The 19640-nt window shown below is 70.9% G+C and carries 17 protein-coding genes; 9 read left to right on the top strand and 8 right to left on the bottom strand.

Going from position 1 to position 19640, the window contains the following annotated elements; genetic code table 11:
• The first annotated feature begins 238 nt into the window (after positions 1-238).
• Positions 239-1840, top strand: coding sequence for a protein kinase domain-containing protein (locus ACZ6BG_RS28080; protein WP_469006466.1), 1602 nt, complete (start codon positions 239-241; stop codon positions 1838-1840).
• Positions 1841-1856: 16 nt separating this feature from the next.
• On the opposite strand, the gene ACZ6BG_RS28075 is transcribed toward ACZ6BG_RS28080, so the two are convergent.
• Positions 1857-2315: a pyridoxamine 5'-phosphate oxidase family protein gene (locus ACZ6BG_RS28075; protein WP_469006464.1), complete on the bottom strand. Its 459-nt coding sequence runs from the start codon at positions 2313-2315 to the stop codon at positions 1857-1859.
• Between the two features lie 207 nt (positions 2316-2522).
• Positions 2523-3182 carry a response regulator gene (locus ACZ6BG_RS28070; RefSeq protein WP_030362322.1) on the bottom strand — a complete coding sequence of 220 codons (660 nt, stop codon included), beginning with the start codon at positions 3180-3182 and terminating at the stop codon, positions 2523-2525.
• 359 nt (positions 3183-3541) lie between these two features.
• Between ACZ6BG_RS28070 and pdhA the strand changes: the two genes are divergently transcribed.
• Genes pdhA through ACZ6BG_RS28055 form a run of 3 tightly spaced genes read left to right on the top strand, consistent with a single transcriptional unit; the run spans position 3542 to position 7223 of the window.
• On the top strand, positions 3542-4780 hold the full coding sequence (gene pdhA, locus ACZ6BG_RS28065; RefSeq protein WP_469006461.1) for a pyruvate dehydrogenase (acetyl-transferring) E1 component subunit alpha: 1239 nt from the start codon (positions 3542-3544) through the stop codon (positions 4778-4780).
• 2 nt (positions 4781-4782) lie between these two features.
• A complete protein-coding gene (locus ACZ6BG_RS28060; protein WP_469006459.1) occupies positions 4783-5763 on the top strand; it encodes an alpha-ketoacid dehydrogenase subunit beta in 981 nt (326 codons plus the stop codon).
• A gap of 20 nt (positions 5764-5783) precedes the next feature.
• Positions 5784-7223, top strand: a complete 1440-nt coding sequence (locus ACZ6BG_RS28055) for a dihydrolipoamide acetyltransferase family protein (protein ID WP_469007186.1) — start codon at positions 5784-5786, stop codon at positions 7221-7223.
• 109 nt (positions 7224-7332) lie between these two features.
• Here the strand turns inward: ACZ6BG_RS28055 and ACZ6BG_RS28050 are convergent, their stop codons facing one another.
• Positions 7333-8238 carry a D-alanyl-D-alanine carboxypeptidase family protein gene (locus ACZ6BG_RS28050; protein ID WP_469006456.1) on the bottom strand — a complete coding sequence of 302 codons (906 nt, stop codon included), beginning with the start codon at positions 8236-8238 and terminating at the stop codon, positions 7333-7335.
• A gap of 301 nt (positions 8239-8539) precedes the next feature.
• Here ACZ6BG_RS28050 and ACZ6BG_RS28045 point away from each other — a divergent pair, with 301 nt between their 5' ends.
• On the top strand, positions 8540-9280 hold the full coding sequence (locus tag ACZ6BG_RS28045; protein WP_469006454.1) for a GntR family transcriptional regulator: 741 nt from the start codon (positions 8540-8542) through the stop codon (positions 9278-9280).
• A complete protein-coding gene (locus ACZ6BG_RS28040) occupies positions 9277-10599 on the top strand; it encodes an MFS transporter (protein ID WP_469006452.1) in 1323 nt (440 codons plus the stop codon). The genes ACZ6BG_RS28045 and ACZ6BG_RS28040 overlap by 4 nt, the downstream gene beginning before the upstream one ends.
• A 77-nt stretch (positions 10600-10676) precedes the next feature.
• Here the strand turns inward: ACZ6BG_RS28040 and ACZ6BG_RS28035 are convergent, their stop codons facing one another.
• Complete coding sequence (locus tag ACZ6BG_RS28035; RefSeq protein ID WP_469006450.1) at positions 10677-11501, bottom strand: maleylpyruvate isomerase family mycothiol-dependent enzyme; 825 nt, start codon at positions 11499-11501, stop codon at positions 10677-10679.
• Positions 11502-11636: 135 nt separating this feature from the next.
• Here ACZ6BG_RS28035 and ACZ6BG_RS28030 point away from each other — a divergent pair, with 135 nt between their 5' ends.
• A complete protein-coding gene (locus ACZ6BG_RS28030; RefSeq protein ID WP_469006448.1) occupies positions 11637-12425 on the top strand; it encodes a carbon-nitrogen family hydrolase in 789 nt (262 codons plus the stop codon).
• Positions 12426-12468: 43 nt separating this feature from the next.
• Here ACZ6BG_RS28030 and ACZ6BG_RS28025 read toward each other — a convergent pair whose 3' ends face one another.
• The 4 genes from ACZ6BG_RS28025 to ACZ6BG_RS28010 all read right to left on the bottom strand — a co-directional run bounded on the left by ACZ6BG_RS28025 (position 12469) and on the right by ACZ6BG_RS28010 (position 17348).
• Positions 12469-12969: an LURP-one-related/scramblase family protein gene (locus ACZ6BG_RS28025; protein WP_469006445.1), complete on the bottom strand. Its 501-nt coding sequence runs from the start codon at positions 12967-12969 to the stop codon at positions 12469-12471.
• Positions 12970-13020: 51 nt separating this feature from the next.
• Positions 13021-14325: a M18 family aminopeptidase gene (locus ACZ6BG_RS28020; RefSeq protein ID WP_469006443.1), complete on the bottom strand. Its 1305-nt coding sequence runs from the start codon at positions 14323-14325 to the stop codon at positions 13021-13023.
• A 196-nt stretch (positions 14326-14521) separates the two neighbouring features.
• On the bottom strand, positions 14522-16348 hold the full coding sequence (locus ACZ6BG_RS28015) for an acyl-CoA dehydrogenase (RefSeq protein WP_469006441.1): 1827 nt from the start codon (positions 16346-16348) through the stop codon (positions 14522-14524).
• A 160-nt stretch (positions 16349-16508) separates the two neighbouring features.
• Entirely contained in the window at positions 16509-17348 is an 840-nt protein-coding gene (locus tag ACZ6BG_RS28010) for an alpha/beta fold hydrolase (RefSeq protein WP_469006438.1), read from the bottom strand.
• A gap of 556 nt (positions 17349-17904) precedes the next feature.
• On the opposite strand from ACZ6BG_RS28010, the gene ACZ6BG_RS28005 reads away from it, so the two are divergent.
• Together ACZ6BG_RS28005 and ACZ6BG_RS28000 are read left to right on the top strand one after the other, a co-directional pair.
• Positions 17905-18384, top strand: a complete 480-nt coding sequence (locus ACZ6BG_RS28005) for an SseB family protein (protein WP_385709664.1) — start codon at positions 17905-17907, stop codon at positions 18382-18384.
• A gap of 232 nt (positions 18385-18616) precedes the next feature.
• Positions 18617-19573, top strand: coding sequence for a pirin family protein (locus ACZ6BG_RS28000; protein WP_469006435.1), 957 nt, complete (start codon positions 18617-18619; stop codon positions 19571-19573).
• The last annotated feature ends 67 nt before the right edge of the window (positions 19574-19640 follow it).

Below are 19640 nucleotides of genomic sequence, written 5' to 3'. Positions count from 1 at the left end.
GCCCCGACACGTCAAGCTCGGTGCCCGTTCCGTGACCGTACGCGCAAGAAGAGTCTCGGAAGCGTTACAAGTTTGCCCCTCGGGGCGCCCGGCGGGTTTGATGGCCGGTCCGGCTCGGACCGGCGGGCCCCGCGAAGGCTGTAGCGTGGCACGGCGGAGTACCCCGTACCGCTCTATCACGCATCCGGTACACGCTCCTCACACGACGGACCACGATCAGAAACGACGGCGAGGACTGATGGCACAGACGCAGCGCGCTCAGGGCCCGTCCGACCCCGAGGCGTCTGGCGGCGGTATGTCGGATGTGCCCGAGATGTGGGGCAATGGCGGGCTCGTCGGGGACGGCCGGTACCGGCTCACCCGCAGGCTCGGCCGCGGTGGCATGGCCGAGGTGTTCGCCGCCGAGGACGTCCGCCTCGGCCGTACGGTCGCGGTCAAGCTGCTGCGCTCCGACCTCGCCGAGGACCCGGTGTCCAAGGCCCGCTTCACGCGCGAGGCCCAGTCGGTGGCCGGCCTGAACCACCACGCGGTCGTCGGGGTCTACGACTCCGGCGAGGACAACATCAACGGCAACTCCGTGCCGTACATCGTGATGGAGCTGGTCGAGGGCCGCACCATCCGCGATCTGCTGATCAACGCGGAGGCGCCGGGCCCCGAGCAGGCCCTGATCATCGTCTCCGGTGTCCTCGAGGCGCTCGCGTACTCCCACCAGCACGGCATCGTGCACCGCGACATCAAGCCCGCAAACGTCAGCATCACCCATACCGGTTCCGTGAAGGTGATGGACTTCGGCATCGCGCGCGCCCTGCACGGGGCGCAGTCGACGATGACGCAGACCGGCATGGTCATGGGCACGCCGCAGTACCTCTCGCCGGAGCAGGCGCTCGGCAAGGCCGTCGACCACCGCAGCGACCTGTACGCGACCGGCTGCCTCCTCTACGAACTGCTCGCGCTGCGGCCGCCGTTCACCGGCGAGACGCCGCTGTCCGTGGTCTACCAGCACGTCCAGGACGCTCCCGTGCCGCCCTCGGAGGTCTCCGACGCGGCGCCTCCGGAGCTCGACGGGCTCGTCATGCGCTCCCTCGCCAAGGACCCGGACGACCGCTTCCAGACCGCCGAGGAGATGCGCGGTCTCGTCCAGTACGGCCTGCAGATGCTCGCCGAGCAGGGCAGCCACACCGGGACCTGGAACACCGGGCCGGTCGAGATGGCCGGTATGCACGAGGGCGGCCACACCCCCGCGATGGGCGTCGCCGGTACGGCCGCCATGCCGCACCCCGGTGACTCCGGTACGCAGGCGATTCCCGGGCCGATGCTGCGGCCGCCGGGCGGCGACGACGGCGGCTTCGACGGCGGTCACCGTGACGGTGGCCGGGGGCGTGGGCGCGGCAAGGTGTGGATCCTCGCCGTGCTCGCCGTCATCGCGATCGTCGCGGGCGTCGCCTTCGCGCTGTCCGCGGCGGACGACAAGAGCAACAAGAAGGACAAGTCTCCTACGACTCCCTCGACCAAGCAGTCGCAGGAGAAGACGCCCAGCAAGAGCAAGGAAGAGGAGACCCCCGACGGGGCGACTCAGCCCGGTGGGGACGGGAGCGGTGGGCAGACCGGGGACTGGACGCGGCCGCCCACGCAGGACACGCAGCAGCCCACGAAGCCGACCGACCCGCCCACGGACCCGACGGACCCGCCGACCGACCCGACGGACCCGCCCACGGACCCGACGGACCCGCCGACCGACCCGACCGATCCGCCCACGGAGCCGACCGATCCTCAGTCGCCGCCGGACGACGGGGGCAACAACGAGGGGGCCGCTCAGGGCGGCGAGGGCGACACGGAGTAGCCCCGCCCCCGGGCGTCTAAGCCCCCTGGGTGGACCAACTGCCCACCGGTGTGGGGGCCGGTGGCCGGGAGGCGCTGCCCACGGCGCGCGTGAGCGTGTGGACCTTCGCCAGCTGGGGGTCTATGCGGAGGTACACCGGGTCGAAGAGGTCGCCGTCCACGTAGTGGGGGGTCGGGCCGAAGAGTTCCAGGTCGCCGGTGGTGGGGGTGAAGGTCTCGCACATGCCGACGAACTGGACCGTCCACTGGCCGTCGCGGGCCGTCTCGGTGGAGAGGTTGTCGGCGCCGTACGCGACCACGCTGCCCACACACGCCTGGTGGTAGCCGAAGCCCCGGTGCATGCGCAGCAGGATGCGGCCGTCGACCACCACGTGCCGGGCCACCGCGAGGAAGGGCAGCGCGCGCATGCTGGTCGCCACCCTGCCGTAGTCCGTGCGCCGCAGCAGGTCGTAGGCGAGCTGTTCTTCGGTCGGCATTCCCCCACCCTGCGTCAGCGGCCCGCGCCGGAAGAAGAGCCGCCCGCCCTTCAAGAGGGGGCCATAAGTCCCGTGTGAGGCTGCCTTCCGGGGCACCCGTGCGGGCACTGGGGGAGCGCGAGGGGGCAGACAGGGGGCCGAAGGGGTCCGACAGGGGGCCGACGGGGTCCGGCAAGCACTCGACGGGGTCCGGCAGGGGCGGGGCGGTCAGCGCCGCTCGGCCTGCATCCGGGCCACGTACGCCGCCGCCTGCGACCTGCGCTCCATGCCGAGCTTGGACAGCAGGCTGGAGACGTAATTCTTGATCGTCTTTTCGGCGAGGTGCAGTCGCTCGCCGATGGCGCGGTTGGTCAGGCCCTCGCCGATCAGATCCAGGATCTTGCGTTCCTGTTCGGTGAGGTTCGCGAGCCGGTCGTCGCCCTTGGGGTTCTTGCCGTCGCGCAGCCGCTCCAGGACGCGGGCCGTGGCGACCGGGTCGAGCAGGGACTTTCCGGCGGCGACATCGCGCACCGCGGAGAGGAGTTCATTGCCGCGAATGGCTTTGAGGACATAGCCGGAAGCACCGGCCATGATGGCGTCGAAGAGGGCTTCGTCGTCGGCGAACGACGTGAGCATCAGGCATTTGATGTCGTCGCTCTGGGAACGGATCTCACGGCACACCTCGACCCCGCTGCCGTCCGGAAGCCGCACGTCAAGGACCGCTACATCAGGCCGCGTGGCCGGAATCCGCACGAGTGCGTCCGCCGCCGTGCCGGCCTCGCCGACCACCTCGATGTCGGACTCCACGGAGAGCAGTTCGTGGACTCCGCGGCGCACGACTTCGTGATCGTCGAGCAGGAATACAGTGATTTTTCCTTCTTCGCGCACCCTGCCAGTGTCACACATCAACTCTTCCCGTGCCCGGGGTGGCCGGGATAACGTGCCGGTGTTCCGGCCCCCTGCCAGGCTGTGATCAGTGCTGTGACCAGGCTGTGTTTCCGCTCTTCTCGATTTACTTGGATTTCCTAGCGGGATTTACTTGGAAATCCAAGCAAAATTGCAGGTCAGACGGGGTTTCACAGTTTTGGTACGCACTGGGTAACGTGCTTGGAGAAGGGCGCTCGCCGGAGCAACTGTCACGCCTTGTCCCGGCTGAGCCGCACCCACCCCGTGCGACGGGCTGGAATCGGGCGAGCCGTACTGGCCTCCCGGTGGACCCCGGGGGCCGGACCGACGGAGGAGCACACGTGACCGTGGAAAGCACCGCCGCGCGCACACCGCGCCGCGCAAGCAGCGGCGGCAAGCGCGCCAGTGCGAGCGCCAAGAAGACCGCGAGCCCGGGCAAGGGCGCCGCGCAGGGCAAGGACGCCGCCCAGGGCGGCGAGCCGGAGCTCGTACAACTGCTGACGCCCGAGGGCCGGCGGGTCGAGAACTCCGAGTACGACCGCTACGTCGCGGACCTCACGCCGGAGGACCTCCGTGTCCTGTACCGGGACATGGTTCTCACCCGCCGCTTCGACGCGGAGGCCGTCACGCTGCAGCGACAGGGCGAGCTGGGCCTGTGGCCGTCGCTGCTCGGCCAGGAGGCCGCGCAGGTCGGATCGGGCCGCGCGACCCGCGCGGACGACTATGTCTTCCCCACCTACCGTGAGCACGGCGTGGCCTGGTGCAAGGGCGTCGACCCGACGCTCCTTCTCGGCATGTTCCGCGGCGTGAACAACGGCGGCTGGGACCCCAACACCAACGGCTTCCAGCTGTACACGATCGTCATCGGCTCGCAGACGCTGCACGCCACGGGCTACGCGATGGGCGTGGCCAAGGACGGCGCCGACAGCGCGGTGGTGGCGTACTTCGGGGACGGCGCCACCAGCCAGGGCGACGTGGCCGAGGCGTTCACGTTCTCCGCCGTCTACAACGCCCCCGTGGTGTTCTTCTGCCAGAACAACCAGTGGGCGATCTCCGAGCCGACCGAGAAGCAGAGCCGGGTGCCGCTGTACCAGCGTGCACAGGGCTACGGCTTCCCCGGCGTCCGCGTCGACGGCAACGACGTGCTCGCCTGCCTCGCGGTCACCAAGTGGGCCCTGGAGCGGGCACGGGGTGGCGAAGGACCGGCGCTCATCGAGGCGTTCACGTACCGCATGGGCGCCCACACCACCTCGGACGACCCGACGCGCTACCGGCGCGACGAGGAGCGCGAGGCGTGGGAGGCCAAGGACCCGATCCAGCGGCTGCGGGCGTACCTGGAGGCCGAAGGTCACGCGGATGAGGGATTCTTCGCGGAACTCGAGGCCGAGAGCGAGACGTTGGGCAAACGAGTGCGGGACGTGGTGCGGACGATGCCCGACCCCGAGCCGATGTCGATCTTCGAGAACATCTACGCCGACGGGCACGCGCTCGTGGACGAGGAGCGCGCCCAGTTCGCCGCCTACCAGGCGTCGTTCGCGGACGCACCTGTGAACGCCGCCGCTGGCGGGGAGGTCAAGTAGCCATGGCCGTACAGAAATTTCCGATCGCCAAGGCGATTAACGAGTCCCTTCGCCGGGCCCTCGACACCGACCCGAAGGTCCTCGTCATGGGCGAGGACGTCGGCAAGCTCGGTGGCGTCTTCCGCGTGACCGACGGCCTGCAGAAGGACTTCGGCGAGGACCGGGTCATCGACACCCCGCTCGCCGAGTCCGGCATCGTCGGCACGGCCATCGGCCTCGCCCTGCGCGGGTACCGCCCGGTGGTGGAGATCCAGTTCGACGGCTTCGTCTTCCCCGCGTACGACCAGATCGTCACGCAGCTCGCCAAGATGCACGCGCGGGCGCTCGGCAAGATCAAGGTGCCCGTCGTCATCCGCATTCCGTACGGCGGCGGCATCGGCGCCGTCGAGCACCACAGCGAGTCCCCGGAGTCGCTGTTCGCGCACGTCGCGGGCCTGAAGGTGGTCACGCCGTCCAACTCGTCGGATGCCTACTGGATGCTCCAGCAGGCCATCCAGAGCGACGACCCGGTGATCTACTTCGAGCCCAAGCGGCGGTACTGGGACAAGGGCGAGGTCAACACCGAGGCCATCCCCGGCCCGCTGCACAAGGCCAGCACGGTCCGCGAGGGCACGGACGCGACCCTCGTGGCGTACGGCCCGATGGTGAAGACCTGCCTGGAGGCCGCCGCGGCCGCCGCCGACGAGGGCAAGTCCCTCGAGGTCGTCGACCTGCGCTCGATCTCGCCGCTCGACTTCGACACGGTGCAGGCCTCGGTCGAGAAGACCCGCCGCCTGATCGTGGTGCACGAGGCGCCGACGTTCTTCGGCTCGGGCGCCGAGATCGCCGCCCGCATCACCGAGCGGTGCTTCTACCACCTGGAGGCGCCGGTGCTGCGCGTCGGCGGCTTCCACGCCCCGTATCCGCCCGCCCGGGTCGAAGAGGACTACCTGCCGGGCCTCGACCGGGTGCTCGACGCCGTCGACCGCTCGCTGGCGTACTGAGGAAGAGGGTCGTGACGACAATGACTGACACCGCTTCGGCCGTGCGCGAGTTCAAGATGCCCGACGTGGGCGAGGGACTCACCGAGGCCGAGATCCTCAAGTGGTACGTGGCGCCGGGCGACACCGTCACCGACGGCCAGGTCGTGTGCGAGGTGGAGACGGCCAAGGCCGCCGTCGAGCTGCCCATCCCCTTCGACGGGACGGTGCGGGAGCTGCGCTTCGCCGAGGGCACGACGGTGGACGTCGGCCAGGTGATCATCACGGTGGGCCCGGCCGGCGGCGCCGCGCCCGCCCCCGAGGCCACGCCTGCCCCCGAGGCCACGCCCGCGCCCGCCGCCCCGGAGGAGCCCGAGGCACCCAAGGGCCGCCAGCCGGTCCTCGTCGGGTACGGCGTCGCCGAGTCCTCCACCAAGCGCCGCGCCCGCAAGCCCGTGCCGAGCCAGGGCGAGGAGCCGCCCGCCGGGACGTACTACGCGGCGGCGGTACAGGGCGAGATGAACGGCCACGCCCCCGCGCCCCAGGCTGCCGCCCCGGCCCCCCAGGCCGCGGCACCCACAGGCGCCCGCCCCCTCGCCAAGCCCCCGGTCCGCAAGCTCGCCAAGGACCTGGGCGTCGACCTGGCCACCATCACGCCGACCGGCCCCGACGGGATCATCACCCGCGAGGACGTGCACGCCGCGGTGGCCGCCCCGGCGCCCGCGCCCGCGGTGGCCCCGGCCGCGCCCGCCCCGGCCGCCGCCCCCGTGGCGGCGGGCGACGCCCGCGAGACCCGCATCCCGGTCAAGGGCGTCCGCAAGGCCACCGCGCAGGCGATGGTCGGCTCGGCCTTCACGGCACCGCACGTCACGGAGTTCGTGACGGTGGACGTGACGCGCACGATGAAGCTGGTCGAGGAGCTCAAGCAGGATCGTGCCTTCGAGGGGCTGCGGGTCAACCCGCTCCTTCTGATCTCCAAGGCGCTGCTGCTCGCGATCCGCCGCAACCCGGACGTGAACGCGGCCTGGGACGAGGCGAACCAGGAGATCGTCCAGAAGCACTATGTGAACCTGGGCATCGCCGCGGCGACCCCGCGCGGTCTGATCGTGCCGAACATCAAGGACGCGCACGCCAAGACCCTGCCCGAGCTGGCCGCGTCCCTGGGCGAGCTGGTGACCACGGCCCGCGAGGGCAAGACGTCACCCGGCGCCATGCAGGGCGGCACGGTCACGATCACGAACATCGGCGTCTTCGGCATCGACACGGGCACACCGATCCTGAACCCCGGCGAGTCCGCGATCCTCGCGGTCGGCGCGATCAAGCTCCAGCCGTGGGTCCACAAGGGCAAGGTGAAGCCCCGTCAGGTGACCACCCTCGCGCTCTCCTTCGACCACCGCCTGGTGGACGGCGAACTGGGCTCGAAGGTGCTCGGCGACGTGGCGGCGATCCTGGAGCAGCCCAAGCGGCTGATGACCTGGGCGTAGCGCCCGCCGGTACGAAGGATCGCCCAGTACGAAGGCCGGGGCCCACCGCACATCGCGGTGGGCCCCGTCCTCGTACTCAAAGACCGTCGTACACAACGGCCGTCGGTCGCTACGCGACCTTGAAGCCGTAGTCCATCATCTTCTTCGCGTCCGAGATCCGGGCCGCGGAGGAGGTGGACGTGAGCACCGTGCCGATGACCGTCTTGCCGTTGCGGGTGGCCGCGAAGACCAGGCAGTACTTGGCCTGGGGGCCGGAGCCCGTCTTCACGCCGATCGCGCCGCGGTAGGAGCCGAGCAGGGCGTTGGTGTTCTTCCAGGGCGCCATGGTGCGGGTGCCGCCGGTCTTCGTCTTCGTCTTCGCCGTGTACGTCTTCGTCTTCACGATCGTGCGGAACTGCGAGTACTTCATCGAGTTGCTCGCGAGCTTCGTCAGGTCGCGCGGCGTCGAGTAGTTGGCGCCGTTGCTGATGCCGTCGAACGAGTCGAAGTGCGTGTTCTTCAGCTTCAGGTCCTTGGCCGTCTTGTTCATCTGGCCGATGAAGGACTTCACGCGGGCGGCGCGGGACGAGCCCTTGCCGTACTTGTCCGCGAGGGCGTACGCGGCGTCGCAGCCGGACGGCAGCATCAGCCCGTACAGGAGCTGGCGGACCGTCACCTTGTCGCCCACGATGAGGCGGGCGTGCGAGGCGTTGTTGCGGACGATGTAGTCGCTGTACGCCTTCTGGATCGTGACCTTCGAGTCCAGGTTGAGGTTCCGCTGGCCGAGGACCACCCGGGCGGTCATTATCTTCGTCGTCGAGCCGGTGGCGCGGCGCGTGTCCGCGGCCTTGTTGAACAGTTCCTTGCCCGAGCCGTTGTTCATCAGGAAGCCGCCCTTGGCGGCGATCGACGGCTTGGGCGGCGCGGCGGCCTGCGCGGGAGCCACGGCGATGCCCGTGGTGAGGACGGCTCCGGCGGTGACGGCAGCGGCTGCGCTTATACGGCGCACGCGCACGCCCGGGGTGCGGATTCTCAAGGTGAACGCTCCGTTGTCCCTGCTTGATGAGAGGTAGTTGGCGGCTTATGTCCCGAATCTCCTTGCGGTGCAGGTGAGATGGGACAGCCGTCACAGGGATGACTGATGAGAGGGCGGAACGGATGCGTGCCAAACGGGTAAAGATGCGGCCAAGTCGTGTCGGGTAGATCACTCGCGGATCGCTGTCCGGGTCGGTGCCCGGATCGCTGTCCGGTTCGGTCGCGCGGATCGCTGTCCGGATCGCTGTCCCGGATCGTGGACCGGACTCCCCGCGTATACGCGTTGTATCTATGCTGTGCGCATGCCAGCCGCCCCACCCACCTCCATGGCCCCGCCCCCGTCCGCCCCGGACGCCCCGGACGCCTCCAAGTCCCCCCAGGCCTCCCAGGCCTCCCAGGCCTCCCCCAAGCAGCCCCCCGCCGCCGAGCGCGTCTACGCGCACGTCAAGCAGGGCGTCCTGGAGCGCCACTACGAGGGCGGCACGCTCCTCACCGAGGGCGAGCTGGCCGAGGCCGTGGGGGTGTCCCGCACGCCGGTGCGGGAGGCGCTGCTCAAGCTGGAGGTCGAGGGGCTGCTGCGGCTCTACCCGAAGAAGGGCGCCCTCGTCCTGCCGGTCTCCGCGCAGGAGATCGCGGACGTCGTCGAGACCCGGCTGCTCGTCGAGACGCACTCGGTGCGCAAGGCGGTGCCCGCGCCGGCCGGGCTCCTCGGCCGGCTGACGGCGCTGCTCGAACAGCAGCGGGAGCAGGCCGCGGCCGGTGACCTCGCGGCGGCGGCGCGGACCGACCGCTGCTTCCACGCGGAGATCGTCCGCAGCGGCGGCAACGACATCCTGTCCCGCCTCTACGACCAACTGCGCGACCGCCAGCTGCGGATGGGCGTCGCCGTGATGCACTCCCACCCCGACCGCATCGCCAAGACCCTCGCCGAGCACGAGGAGATCCTCGCGGCGCTGACGGCCGAGGACGCGGACGCCGCGGTCGACGTGGTCACGCGGCACGTCGGCTGGTTCCAGAACCTCGCGCGGGGAGCGGCACGATGACCACCGGCGCGACGGCCGGGGCCGCCCGGCTGCCCGGGGACCCGCCGGGCGGACGGCGGGCCGTCCTCGTGTGGTCCGTCGGCGTCTCCGTCTACTTCGTCGCCGTCATCTTCCGCACCTCGCTGGGCGTCGCGGGCCTGGACGCCGCCGACCGCTTCCACGTCAACGCCTCCGCCCTCTCCACGTTCTCGATACTCCAACTCCTCGTGTACGCGGGCATGCAGATACCCGTCGGCCTGATGGTGGACCGGCTCGGCACGAAGAAGGTCCTGACCCTCGGCGTGGTCCTGTTCACCCTCGGCCAGCTCGGCTTCGCGCTCTCGCCGTCGTACGGCATGGCGCTGGCCTCGCGCGCGCTGCTCGGCTGCGGCGACGCGATGACGTTCATCAGCGTGCTGCGGCTCGGCACCCGCTGGTTCCCCGTCCGGCGCGGCCCGCTCGTCGCGCAGCTCGCCGGGCTCGTCGGCATGGCGGGCAACCTGGTCTCGACCCTGGTGCTCGCCCGGGTCCTGCACGAGGTCGGCTGGACCACCGCGTTCGCGGGCAGCGCGCTCGCCGGAGTCGTCGTGCTCGTGGTGATGGCGGTGTTCCTGAAGGACCACCCCGAGGGCCACGAGCCGGAGCCGCCCGCGGCCCGGCCCGGCGGCGGACCCGGCTTCGTACGCGAACAGATCGCGCTGTCCTGGCGGGAGCCCGGCACCCGGCTCGGCTTGTGGGTGCACTTCACGACGCAGTTCCCCGCGATGGTGTTCCTGCTCCTGTGGGGCCTGCCGTTCCTGGTCGAGGCGCAGGGCCTGTCCCGGGGCGCGGCGGGGGACCTCCTCACGCTGATCGTCCTGGCGAACATGGCGATCGGCCTGGTCTTCGGGCAGGTCGTGGCCCGGCACCACGCGGCGCGGCTGCCGCTGGCCCTCGGCACGGTCGGCGCGACGGCGGCGGTCTGGGCGGCGACGCTCGCCTACCCCGGGGAGCACGCGCCGTTGTGGCTGCTCGTGGTCCTGTGCGTGGTGCTCGGCGCCTGCGGTCCGGCCTCGATGATCGGCTTCGACTTCGCGCGGCCCGCGAATCCGCCGGAGCGGCAGGGGACGGCCTCCGGCATCACCAACATGGGTGGTTTCATCGCCTCGATGACGACGCTGTTCGCCATCGGTGTGCTGCTCGACGCGACCGGCGACAACTACCGGATCGCCTTCTCGGCGGTCTTCGTCCTTGAGGCCGTCGGCCTCAGCCAGATCCTGCGGCTGCGGAACCGGGCCGCCCGGCGGGAGCGGGAGCGGCTCGTGGCCAGCCGGGTGGAGACGGTGCACGTCCCCGTCTGAGGCGTACGCCCCCGGCTGACGCGGGGGCCCGCCGCGCCGCCGGGTTCCGGGACCGCCCCGGAACCCCGGCCGGCGCGCTACGGCGTGACCGCGAACTCCCCGAGGATCGCGTCGCCGAGGTCCTGGTCGCCCTCGACCTTCACCCGGTCCTTGACGGCCGCGTACGAGACCCGGCCGCAGGCGAGCCGGAAGTACGTGTCCCAGTCCATCCCGATGGTGGCGAGCGGGCCGAGCGAGGGGGCGCTGTCCACCGTCGCCCTGCCGTCCGCGTCGACGCGGACCGTGCGCAGGAACTCGACGGGGCCGCTCACGTCGAAGACCACCGCGGAGTTCGCCGGGGCGCCCGCCTTCTTCGCGACCACCTTCGGCAGTCCCTGCAACAGCAGATCACGGACGACATACGCCCCCGGGGAGTCGGTGTTCCCCGGCTTCCCGAGGGCCGTGCGCAGATCCTGCTCGTGCACCCACACGTCGAACGCCCGCATCCGTGTGGCCAGTTCCAGGGTCTGCTCCGAGCCGAGCGGGCCGCGCACCTTCGTCGACGGGTCGCGGGACTCGTTCCGCAGCTGCCGGGAGCGGCGGATGATCGTGTACTCCAGCTCGGAGGTCATCTCGGGCGCCGTGTGGTGCCGGCGGACGTCGACCTGCATCTCCATGTAGCGCTGGCCCTCGGTCTGTACGTGGTACAGGTCGCGCGGCAGGGTGTGGATCGGGCGCGGGTCACCCAGCATCTCGCAGTCGAGGCCGATGACATGGGACACGATGTCCCGCACGGACCAGGCCGGGCAGGGGGTCGGCTGGTTCCACTCTCCCTCGGTGAGGGGGGACACCAGCTCGGATATCGCTTCCACGGAGTGGGTCCAGGCATCGGCGTAGGTTTGAAGGCTGGGATGGAGACTCACGGGACCCCTCGGCGGTCGTACGCGGGCGGTGGGTGTCTGGGACGCTAAGTTACGCTGCCCGCTGGCACCCCGGCAGTGCTTTCGTGTGACGATCGTAGGCCTACTTGACGGCTCGAATGCCAGGACGGTGGTAGTGTGCGCGCCTCTCTCCTCCAGATCGCCGTAGACGATGACGAAACAGTCAATTCCCGTCGGCGGCGGGTGTCTTCGCTGGTACGCGAGGTCGCCGAGCGGGAGCGTCCGGCCTTGGTCGTGCTGCCCGAGCTGTGGACGACGGGCGCGTTCGCCTACGAGTCCTTCGCCGCCGAGGCCGAGCCCCTCGAAGGGCCCACGTACGAGGTGATGGCCAAGGCCGCGCGGGAGGCCGGGGTGTGGCTGCACGCCGGGTCGATCCCCGAACGCGCCCCCGACGGGGCCCTCTACAACACCTCCCTCGTCTTCTCGCCCGAGGGCGAGCTGGCCGCCTCCTACCGGAAGATCCACCGGTTCGGCTTCGACAAGGGGGAGGCCGTGCTGATGGGCGCGGGCACGGAGCTGGTCACCGCCCGTACGCCCGAGGCCGTGCTCGGCCTCGCCACCTGCTACGACCTGCGCTTCCCCGAGCTCTTCCGGGGGCTCGTCGACGCCGGGGCCGAGGTGTTCGTCGTGCCCGCGGGGTGGCCCGCCCGGCGGCGGGCGCACTGGTCGCTCTTCGCCCGGGCCCGGGCCGTCGAGGACCAGGTGTACGTGCTCGCCTGCGGGACCGCGGGGACCCATGCGGGGGTGCCGCAGGCGGGGGCCAGTGTGGTGGTCGACCCGTGGGGCGAGGTGTTGGCCGAGTCGGCCGGGGCCGAGGAGGAGGTCCTCACGGTGGACCTTGACCTGGCCAAGGTGGCCGAGACCCGGGAACAGTTCCCGGCGCTGAAGGACCGCAGGCTGTCGTGACAGCGGCCGTCGAGGCGAGCCGCCGGTCCGCGGAGGTGAGCCGCTAGTCCGCGGTGCCCCGTTCCTTCTCCGCCAGGCGGATCACGCAGATCGTGATCGCCAGGAGCAGGGACGGGTCGGCGTCCTCGCGGGTGATGTGGACGCCGTAGGCGTCGCGGACCGTGAACCAGCGGCGGGAGATGTCGGCGAGGAGTTCGCCCTCGTACTCGACGGCGAACTCGCGGTCCAGGATCTTGCCGCTCACGTCCAGCTCGGTCGTGCCGTCGGCGAGGGCGACGCGGTAGTGGTTGCGGAGCAGGGACAGGCGCTTGCGCTTCACCGTGGCCAGCGGCTCGCCGCCGCGCTCGATGACCATCGTGTCGCGCAGCGCCAGCATCTTCGCCCGGATGTCGATGAGCACCCGCCCCTGCATGTCCTTCAGCTCGAAGGTGTCCCGCAGCCGCATCGCCTTGCCGTCGACGAGGAAGACCTTCTGGCCCCGGTCGTCCTCGATCCAGTAGTCGTCGCCGATGCCGAACATCCGGTCGCGCACGAGAAGTCTCATGCGCCCATGAGTACCCCGAAACAGGCGATATCCCCCCGGCGACCGGCCGGTTCAGCCTTCGAGGAACGCGAGCAGCGCGTCCGCGAGCAGATGCGGGTCGTCGGCGCCGCACAGCTCGCGCGCGCTGTGCATCGACAGGATCGCCACACCGATGTCGACCGTCTTGATGCCGTGCCGCGCGGCCGTGATCGGGCCGATCGTCGTGCCGCAGGGCATCGAGTTGTTGGAGACGAACGACTGGAACGGCACGCCCGCCTTCTCACAGGCGGCGGCGAAGACGGCGCGGCCGCCGCCGTCCGTGGCGTACCGGTTGTTGACGTTCACCTTCAGGATCGGGCCCCGGTTGGCGCGCGGGTGGTGCGTCGGGTCGTGCCGCTCGGCGTAGTTGGGGTGGACGGCGTGGCCGGTGTCGGACGACAGACAGACCGTGCCCGCGAAGGCCCGCGCCTTGTCCTCGTACGAACCGCCGCGCGCGAACACCGAACGCTCCAGGACCGTGCCGAGCAGCGGGCCGTCCGCGCCGGTGTCGGACTGCGAGCCGTTCTCCTCGTGGTCGAAGGCGGCGAGGACGGGGATGTACGGCAGCGCGTCGGCGTCGGTGGCGGTGGCCGCGGCGGCCAGGGCCGCCGTACCGGCGTGCACCGAAAGGAGGTTGTCCATGCGGGGGCCCGCGAGCAGGTCGCGGTCGCGGCCCAGGTACGCGGGCGGCTCGATGGAGTGCGTCATCAGGTCCCAGCCCGTCACCTCGCCGGGGGCGAGGCCGCACTCCTCCTCGACGAAGCGGATCAGGTCGCCCTCGCGGACGTCCTCGCCGAGGCCCCAGATGGGCTGCATGTGCTTCTGCTTGTCGAGCTTCAGGCCGTCGGTGTGCACCGAACGGTCCATGTGGATGGCCAGTTGGGGTACGCGGAGCAGCGCGCGGTCGATGTTGACCAGGCGGGACGTGCCGTCCCGCAGGGAAAGGCGGCCCGCCAGGCCCAGGTCGCGGTCAAGCCAGGAGTTGAGCAGCGGGCCGCCGTAGATCTCCACGGCCACCTGGCGCCAGCCGTGCGCGCCGGTGTCCGGCAAGGGCTTGACGCGCAGGTTCGGGGAGTCGGTGTGGGCGCCGATGACGCGGTACGGGGTGTGCGGGGTGGCGCCCTCCGGTACGAACCACGCGACGATCGCGCCGCCCCGCAGCACGTACTTGCCGCCGGTCGAGCCGTCCCAGGCGTCGGTCTCGCCGACCTGGCGGAAGCCGGCCTTCTCCAGGCGTTCGGCGGCGCTCGCCACGGCGTGGTACGGCGAGGGGCTTGCCGCCAGGAAGGTCATGAGGTCGTCGGTGTGGCCGCGGTCGAAGCGGGCGCGTGTGCTCATGGCGTCACCTTAGCCAGGCCCCTGCGGGGGGCTGGGGGCGGTTCTTTCGCGTGCGGCGCCGCGGGGGCTGTGGGTTCGCGGGCTGCCCAGGTCTCCGGGGCGCACGGACTCGATGGTGGCCCGGCCCCCGGGGCGCACGGACACGGCGGTGGCCCGGTCCCCGGGGCGGAGGAGCGGGCCACCTGGTTCGAGGGGGTTAGAAGGCCGCCTCGTCGAGCTCCATGAGGTCGAGGGTGACCGTCTCGGAGAGGGCGCGCTGGGTGGCCACGCCCGGCAGGACGTTCGCTGCGAAGAACTTGGCGGCGGCGATCTTGCCCTGGTAGAACGCCTGGTCCTTCGGGGCGGCGGTCTCCAGCTTCTCGGCGGCCACGGCGGCGCCCCGCAGCAGCAGATAGCCGACGACGACGTCGCCGGAGGCGAGGAGGAGGCGGGTGGTGTTGAGGCCGACCTTGTAGATGGACTTGACGTCCTGCTCCGTGGCCGCGAGGTCGGTGAGCATGACGCCGACCATGGCCTCCAGCTCGACGGCCGCCTTGGCCAGCTCCTCGCGGGCCCCGGCGAGCTGCTCGCCGCCGGTGCCGACGGCGAGGAACTTCTTGATGTCCTCGGCGAGGCCGTTCAGCGCGGCACCCTGGTTGCGGACGATCTTCCGGAAGAAGAAGTCCTGGCCCTGGATCGCGGTGGTGCCCTCGTAGAGGGTGTCGATCTTGGCGTCGCGGATGTACTGCTCGATCGGGTACTCCTGGAGGTACCCCGAGCCGCCGAACGTCTGGAGCGACTGCGCCAGCTGCTCGTAGGCCTTCTCCGAGCCGTAGCCCTTCACGATGGGGAGGAGGAGGTCGTTCAGGGCGTGGAGCTGTGCCGCGTCCTCGCCGTTCGCCTCCTTGACCGCGATCTCGTCCTGGACGGCGGCGGTGTGCAGGACGAGGGCGCGCATGCCCTCCGCGTACGCCTTCTGCGTCATCAGGGAGCGGCGCACGTCCGGGTGGTGAGTGATGGTCACCTTCGGCGCGGTCTTGTCCATGAACTGGGCGAGGTCGGGGCCCTGGACGCGCTCCTTGGCGTACTCCAGGGCGTTCAGGTAGCCGGTGGAGAGGGTGGAGATCGCCTTCGTGCCGACCATCATGCGGGCGAACTCGATGATGCGGAACATCTGGCGGATGCCGTCGTGCTTGTCGCCGATCAGCCAGCCCTTGGCGGGGTGCTGGTCGCCGAACGTCATCTCGCACGTGTTGGACGCCTTCAGGCCCATCTTGTGCTCGACGTTGGTCGCGTAGACGCCGTTGCGCTCGCCCAGCTCGCCGGTCTCCCAGTCGAAGTCGTACTTCGGCACGAGGAAGAGGGACAGGCCCTTGGTGCCGGGGCCGTGGCCCTCGGGGCGGGCGAGGACGTAGTGGAGGATGTTCTCCGACATGTCGTGCTCACCGGACGTGATGAAGCGCTTCACGCCCTCGATGTGCCAGGAGCCGTCCTCCTGCTGCACGGCCTTGGTGCGGCCCGCGCCCACGTCGGAGCCCGCGTCCGGCTCGGTCAGGACCATCGTGGAGCCCCACTGCTTCTCCACGGCGATCTCGGCGACCTTCTTCTGCGCCTCGTTGCCCTCCTCGAAGAGGATGCCGGCGAACGCCGGGCCGGAGGAGTACATCCAGACCGCCGGGTTGGCGCCGAGCAGCAGCTCCGCGTACGCCCAGATCAGGGAGCGGGGGGCGGTGGTGCCGCCGATCTCCTCGGGGAGGCCCAGGCGCCAGTACTCGGAGTCCATGAAGGCCTGGTAGCTCTTCTTGAAGGAGGCCGGGACCGGGGCGGTGCTGGTCGCCGGGTCGAAGACCGGCGGGTTGCGGTCGGCGTCCTCGTAGGACTCGGCCAGCTCGTTCTCCGCGAGGCGGCACAGCTCGCTGAGGATGCTCTTGGCGGTCTCGACGTCCATCTCCGCGAACGGGCCGCTGCCGTACAGCTTGTCGCGGCCGAGCACCTCGAAGAGGTTGAACTCGATGTCGCGGAGATTCGACTTGTAGTGCCCCATGGCGACGGCTCCGTAAGTGGCTTGGGAGGCTGGAATCCTCGTGGGCGTACCAGTAAGTAGCTAGTCGTTGACCATGATGCTACCCGTCGGTAATAAGAGGCAACCCCTGATGGCCCAAGTGTGAGCAGGGTCTATTCGCCGCGCCCGCCTCCGGGCCGGGCTAGGCCCCCGCCCGCGCCCCGCCCTCCTTCTCGCCCTCCGTCTCGGCCAGGAAGTCGGTGATCAGCCGCTGCCACTGGGTGGGGGCCTCGGCGAAGGGGAGGTGGCCGGTGGCTATCTCGGCCACGCGGGCGCCGCTGATTCCGGCCGCGACCTCGCGCTGGAGCGCGGGCGGGACGAGCTGGTCCCGGGTGGTCGTGATGACCAGGGTCGGGGCGGTGACCGCGGCCAGGTCGGCGCGGACGTCCGCCCGGATCACCAGGTCCACGTGGTCCGCGGTGCCCTCCGGGGCCGACTCCGCCGTGCCCCGCAGGGTCGCGTCGAGCTGCTCCGGGGACAGGGCGTCCAGGGCCTCTGGGCTCAGGGCGAGCGGGAGCAGGAAGCGGGCCAGCTTGTCCCGGTCGCGGGACGAGGCCAGGTGGTGCCAGGTCTGGGCTGTGAGGGTCATGCGGGTGTCGGGGCGGGCGAAGGGGGCCGTCAGGACCAGGGCCTTCACCCGGTCCGGGTGGCGGGCTGCGGTGCGGATGGCCACCGCCGTGCCCAGGGAGTAGCCCGCCAGGGCGAAGGTGTCCGCGCCCTCCGCGTCGGCCGCGGCGATCAGCTCGTCCGCGAGGCCGTCCAGGGTCAAGGGGGCCTCAGTGCGCGGCGTCTTCCCCGTCCCCGGGTAGTCGATGGCCACGGCCCTGTGGGCCGCCGCCAGGGCCGGCAGGACCGGCCCGAAGTTGGCGTCCACGGAGCCGCCGGCGCCGTGCGCCAGGAGCAGGGCGGGGCCCTCTCCGGCGGTGGTCCGGGCGTACGTCGCCCCGGTCGTGTGCGTGCTCGTGCTCCTGCCTGCGGACATGCGTAGGTCCCCCTCGGGTCGAGTATCTGTAGCCCCCGCTACAAAAACGGTAGCCCCTTCCCCGGTCATTTGTCTAGCGACCGCTACACAAACATCCGCCGCAGGCCACCTGACCCCCGTCGCCAACGCCACCGCCGACCGGGGCTGTGCCCACCCGTGCCGCCCCTGGCGGCCCAGCTGCCCACAGGGTGGGACGGCGGTGCCAGCGGGCGCCGCAGTGGTGGACCCGGGCCGCGGGCCCGCAGTCGCCGACGGCGAGTGGCCCCGCGAGCGGCGTCCACCGCGTTGTGGGGCAGAGACGGGTGGGCGGGTGGGAGGCATCCGTCGCGGAGCGGCGGTGGGGCCGCGGGCCCGCAGTCGTCGACGGTGAGTGGCCCCCGTGGGTGGCGTTCGCCCTGTTGTGGGGCAGGAGTGGGATGGGGTCCCCCCTGCTCCTTGAGGGCTTGGGGGCGGGTGGGGGATTCGGCCCGGCGGGAGGTGGGGCGGGGGTGCCCGGAGTCCCGCGGATCCGGCGTCCGCGTAGGGCGCCCCTGCCAGGATCGGTACGCTGGGCCGCATGTACGGCTACGACCAGCACGCGGGTGTCGGGCAGGGGTACGTCCCGCCGCAACAGCCGCCGCCGCAAGCGCAGACGCCCGGTGGTTACGGCCAGCAGCCCCCGCTGTATCCGGAGCCGTCGCCTCCGTCCCTCGCGGACGCGGTGCGCGCGTTCACCACGGGCTCCATGGCCGCCGAGGACTTCCAGCAGGTCTTCGCGACCTCGAAGGTGTACTGCCCGCGCGGCGACAACCCCGGCTTCCTCGCGCTGCACAACACCCAGCAGCCGGTCATCCCGATGTTCACGTCGCTCAAGGAGCTGCGCCGGTACGCCGGCAAGGACTCCAAGTACTTCGTGATCACCGGCGCGGAGGTCATCGACCTGCTGCCGACCGGCTACGGCTTCGTCCTCGACATGGAGGGCGAGCACCGCATGGTGTTCGACGCGAAGGCGGTCGAGCAGATGGTCGACTTCGCCATGCGCCGCATGTACGGATGACAGGCCGCGTGTGCGGATGACGGAGCCCGTGTGCGGATGACGGAGCCCGTGTACGGATGACGGCCCGCACGTACGGATGACGGACCGTGGACGCGGCCGACGGTTTCGGCCACGTACTCCGCCCCCAGTGATCACCGGAACGCCCGGAGGGAATGCCCTCCGGGCGTTTCGTGTTCCAGGTGGCAGAAAGTTCTACGTTCAACTAATCTGAGCGTACAAGGAGGTCCCATCCATGCCTGCAGTGACCGTCGAGAATCCGCTGACCCTGCCCAGGGTGACCGTGCCGGGCGACGCCGTGGCCCGCCCCGTGCTCGCCGTGACGACCGCGCCCAGCGGCTTCGAGGGCGAAGGGTTCCCGGTGCGGCGCGCCTTCGCCGGGATCAACTACAAGTACCTCGACCCGTTCATCATGATGGATCAGATGGGCGAGGTGGAGTACGCCGCCGGGGAGCCCAAGGGCACGCCCTGGCACCCGCACCGCGGCTTCGAGACCGTGACGTACCTGATCGACGGCACCTTCGTGCACCAGGACTCCAACGGTGGCGGCGGCACCATCCGCAACGGCGACACCCAGTGGATGACCGCCGGGTCCGGCCTCCTTCACATCGAGGCGCCGCCCGAATCGCTCGTCATGTCCGGCGGGCTCTTCCACGGCCTCCAGCTGTGGGTGAACCTGCCCGCCAAGGACAAGATGATGGACCCCCGCTACCAGGACATCCGAGGCGGCCAGGTGCAGCTCCTGACCACCGGAGACGGCGGCGCGCTGCTGCGGGTCATCGCGGGTGAGCTCGACGGGCACGAGGGCCCCGGCATCACGCACACGCCGATCACCATGGTGCACGCGACCGTGCGGCCCGGGGCCGAGGTCACGCTGCCCTGGCGGGAGGACTTCAACGGGCTCGCCTACGTCCTCGCCGGGCGCGGCACCGTCGGCGCGGAGCGGCGGCCCGTCGAGCTCGGGCAGACCGCCGTCTTCGGGGCCGGTGGCTCGCTGACCGTCCGGGCGGACGAGAGGCAGGACTCCCACACGCCCGACCTGGAGGTCGTGCTGCTCGGCGGGCAGCCCATCCGGGAGCCCATGGCGCACTACGGGCCATTCGTGATGAACACCCGCGCGGAGCTGCAGCAGGCCTTCGAGGACTTCCAGAAGGGCCTGCTGGGTTCGGTCCCCGCCGTGCACGGCATGTGACCCGGCACCACGGCATCTGACCCGGCACCGGGAGAGGCGACCCGGCACCGCGGCAGGTGACCCGGCG

Source organism: Streptomyces sp. NPDC041205 (assembly GCF_055591765.1).
The sequence above is the reverse complement of the archived record's forward strand: the minus strand, read 5'-3'. Positions and strand labels throughout refer to the sequence as shown.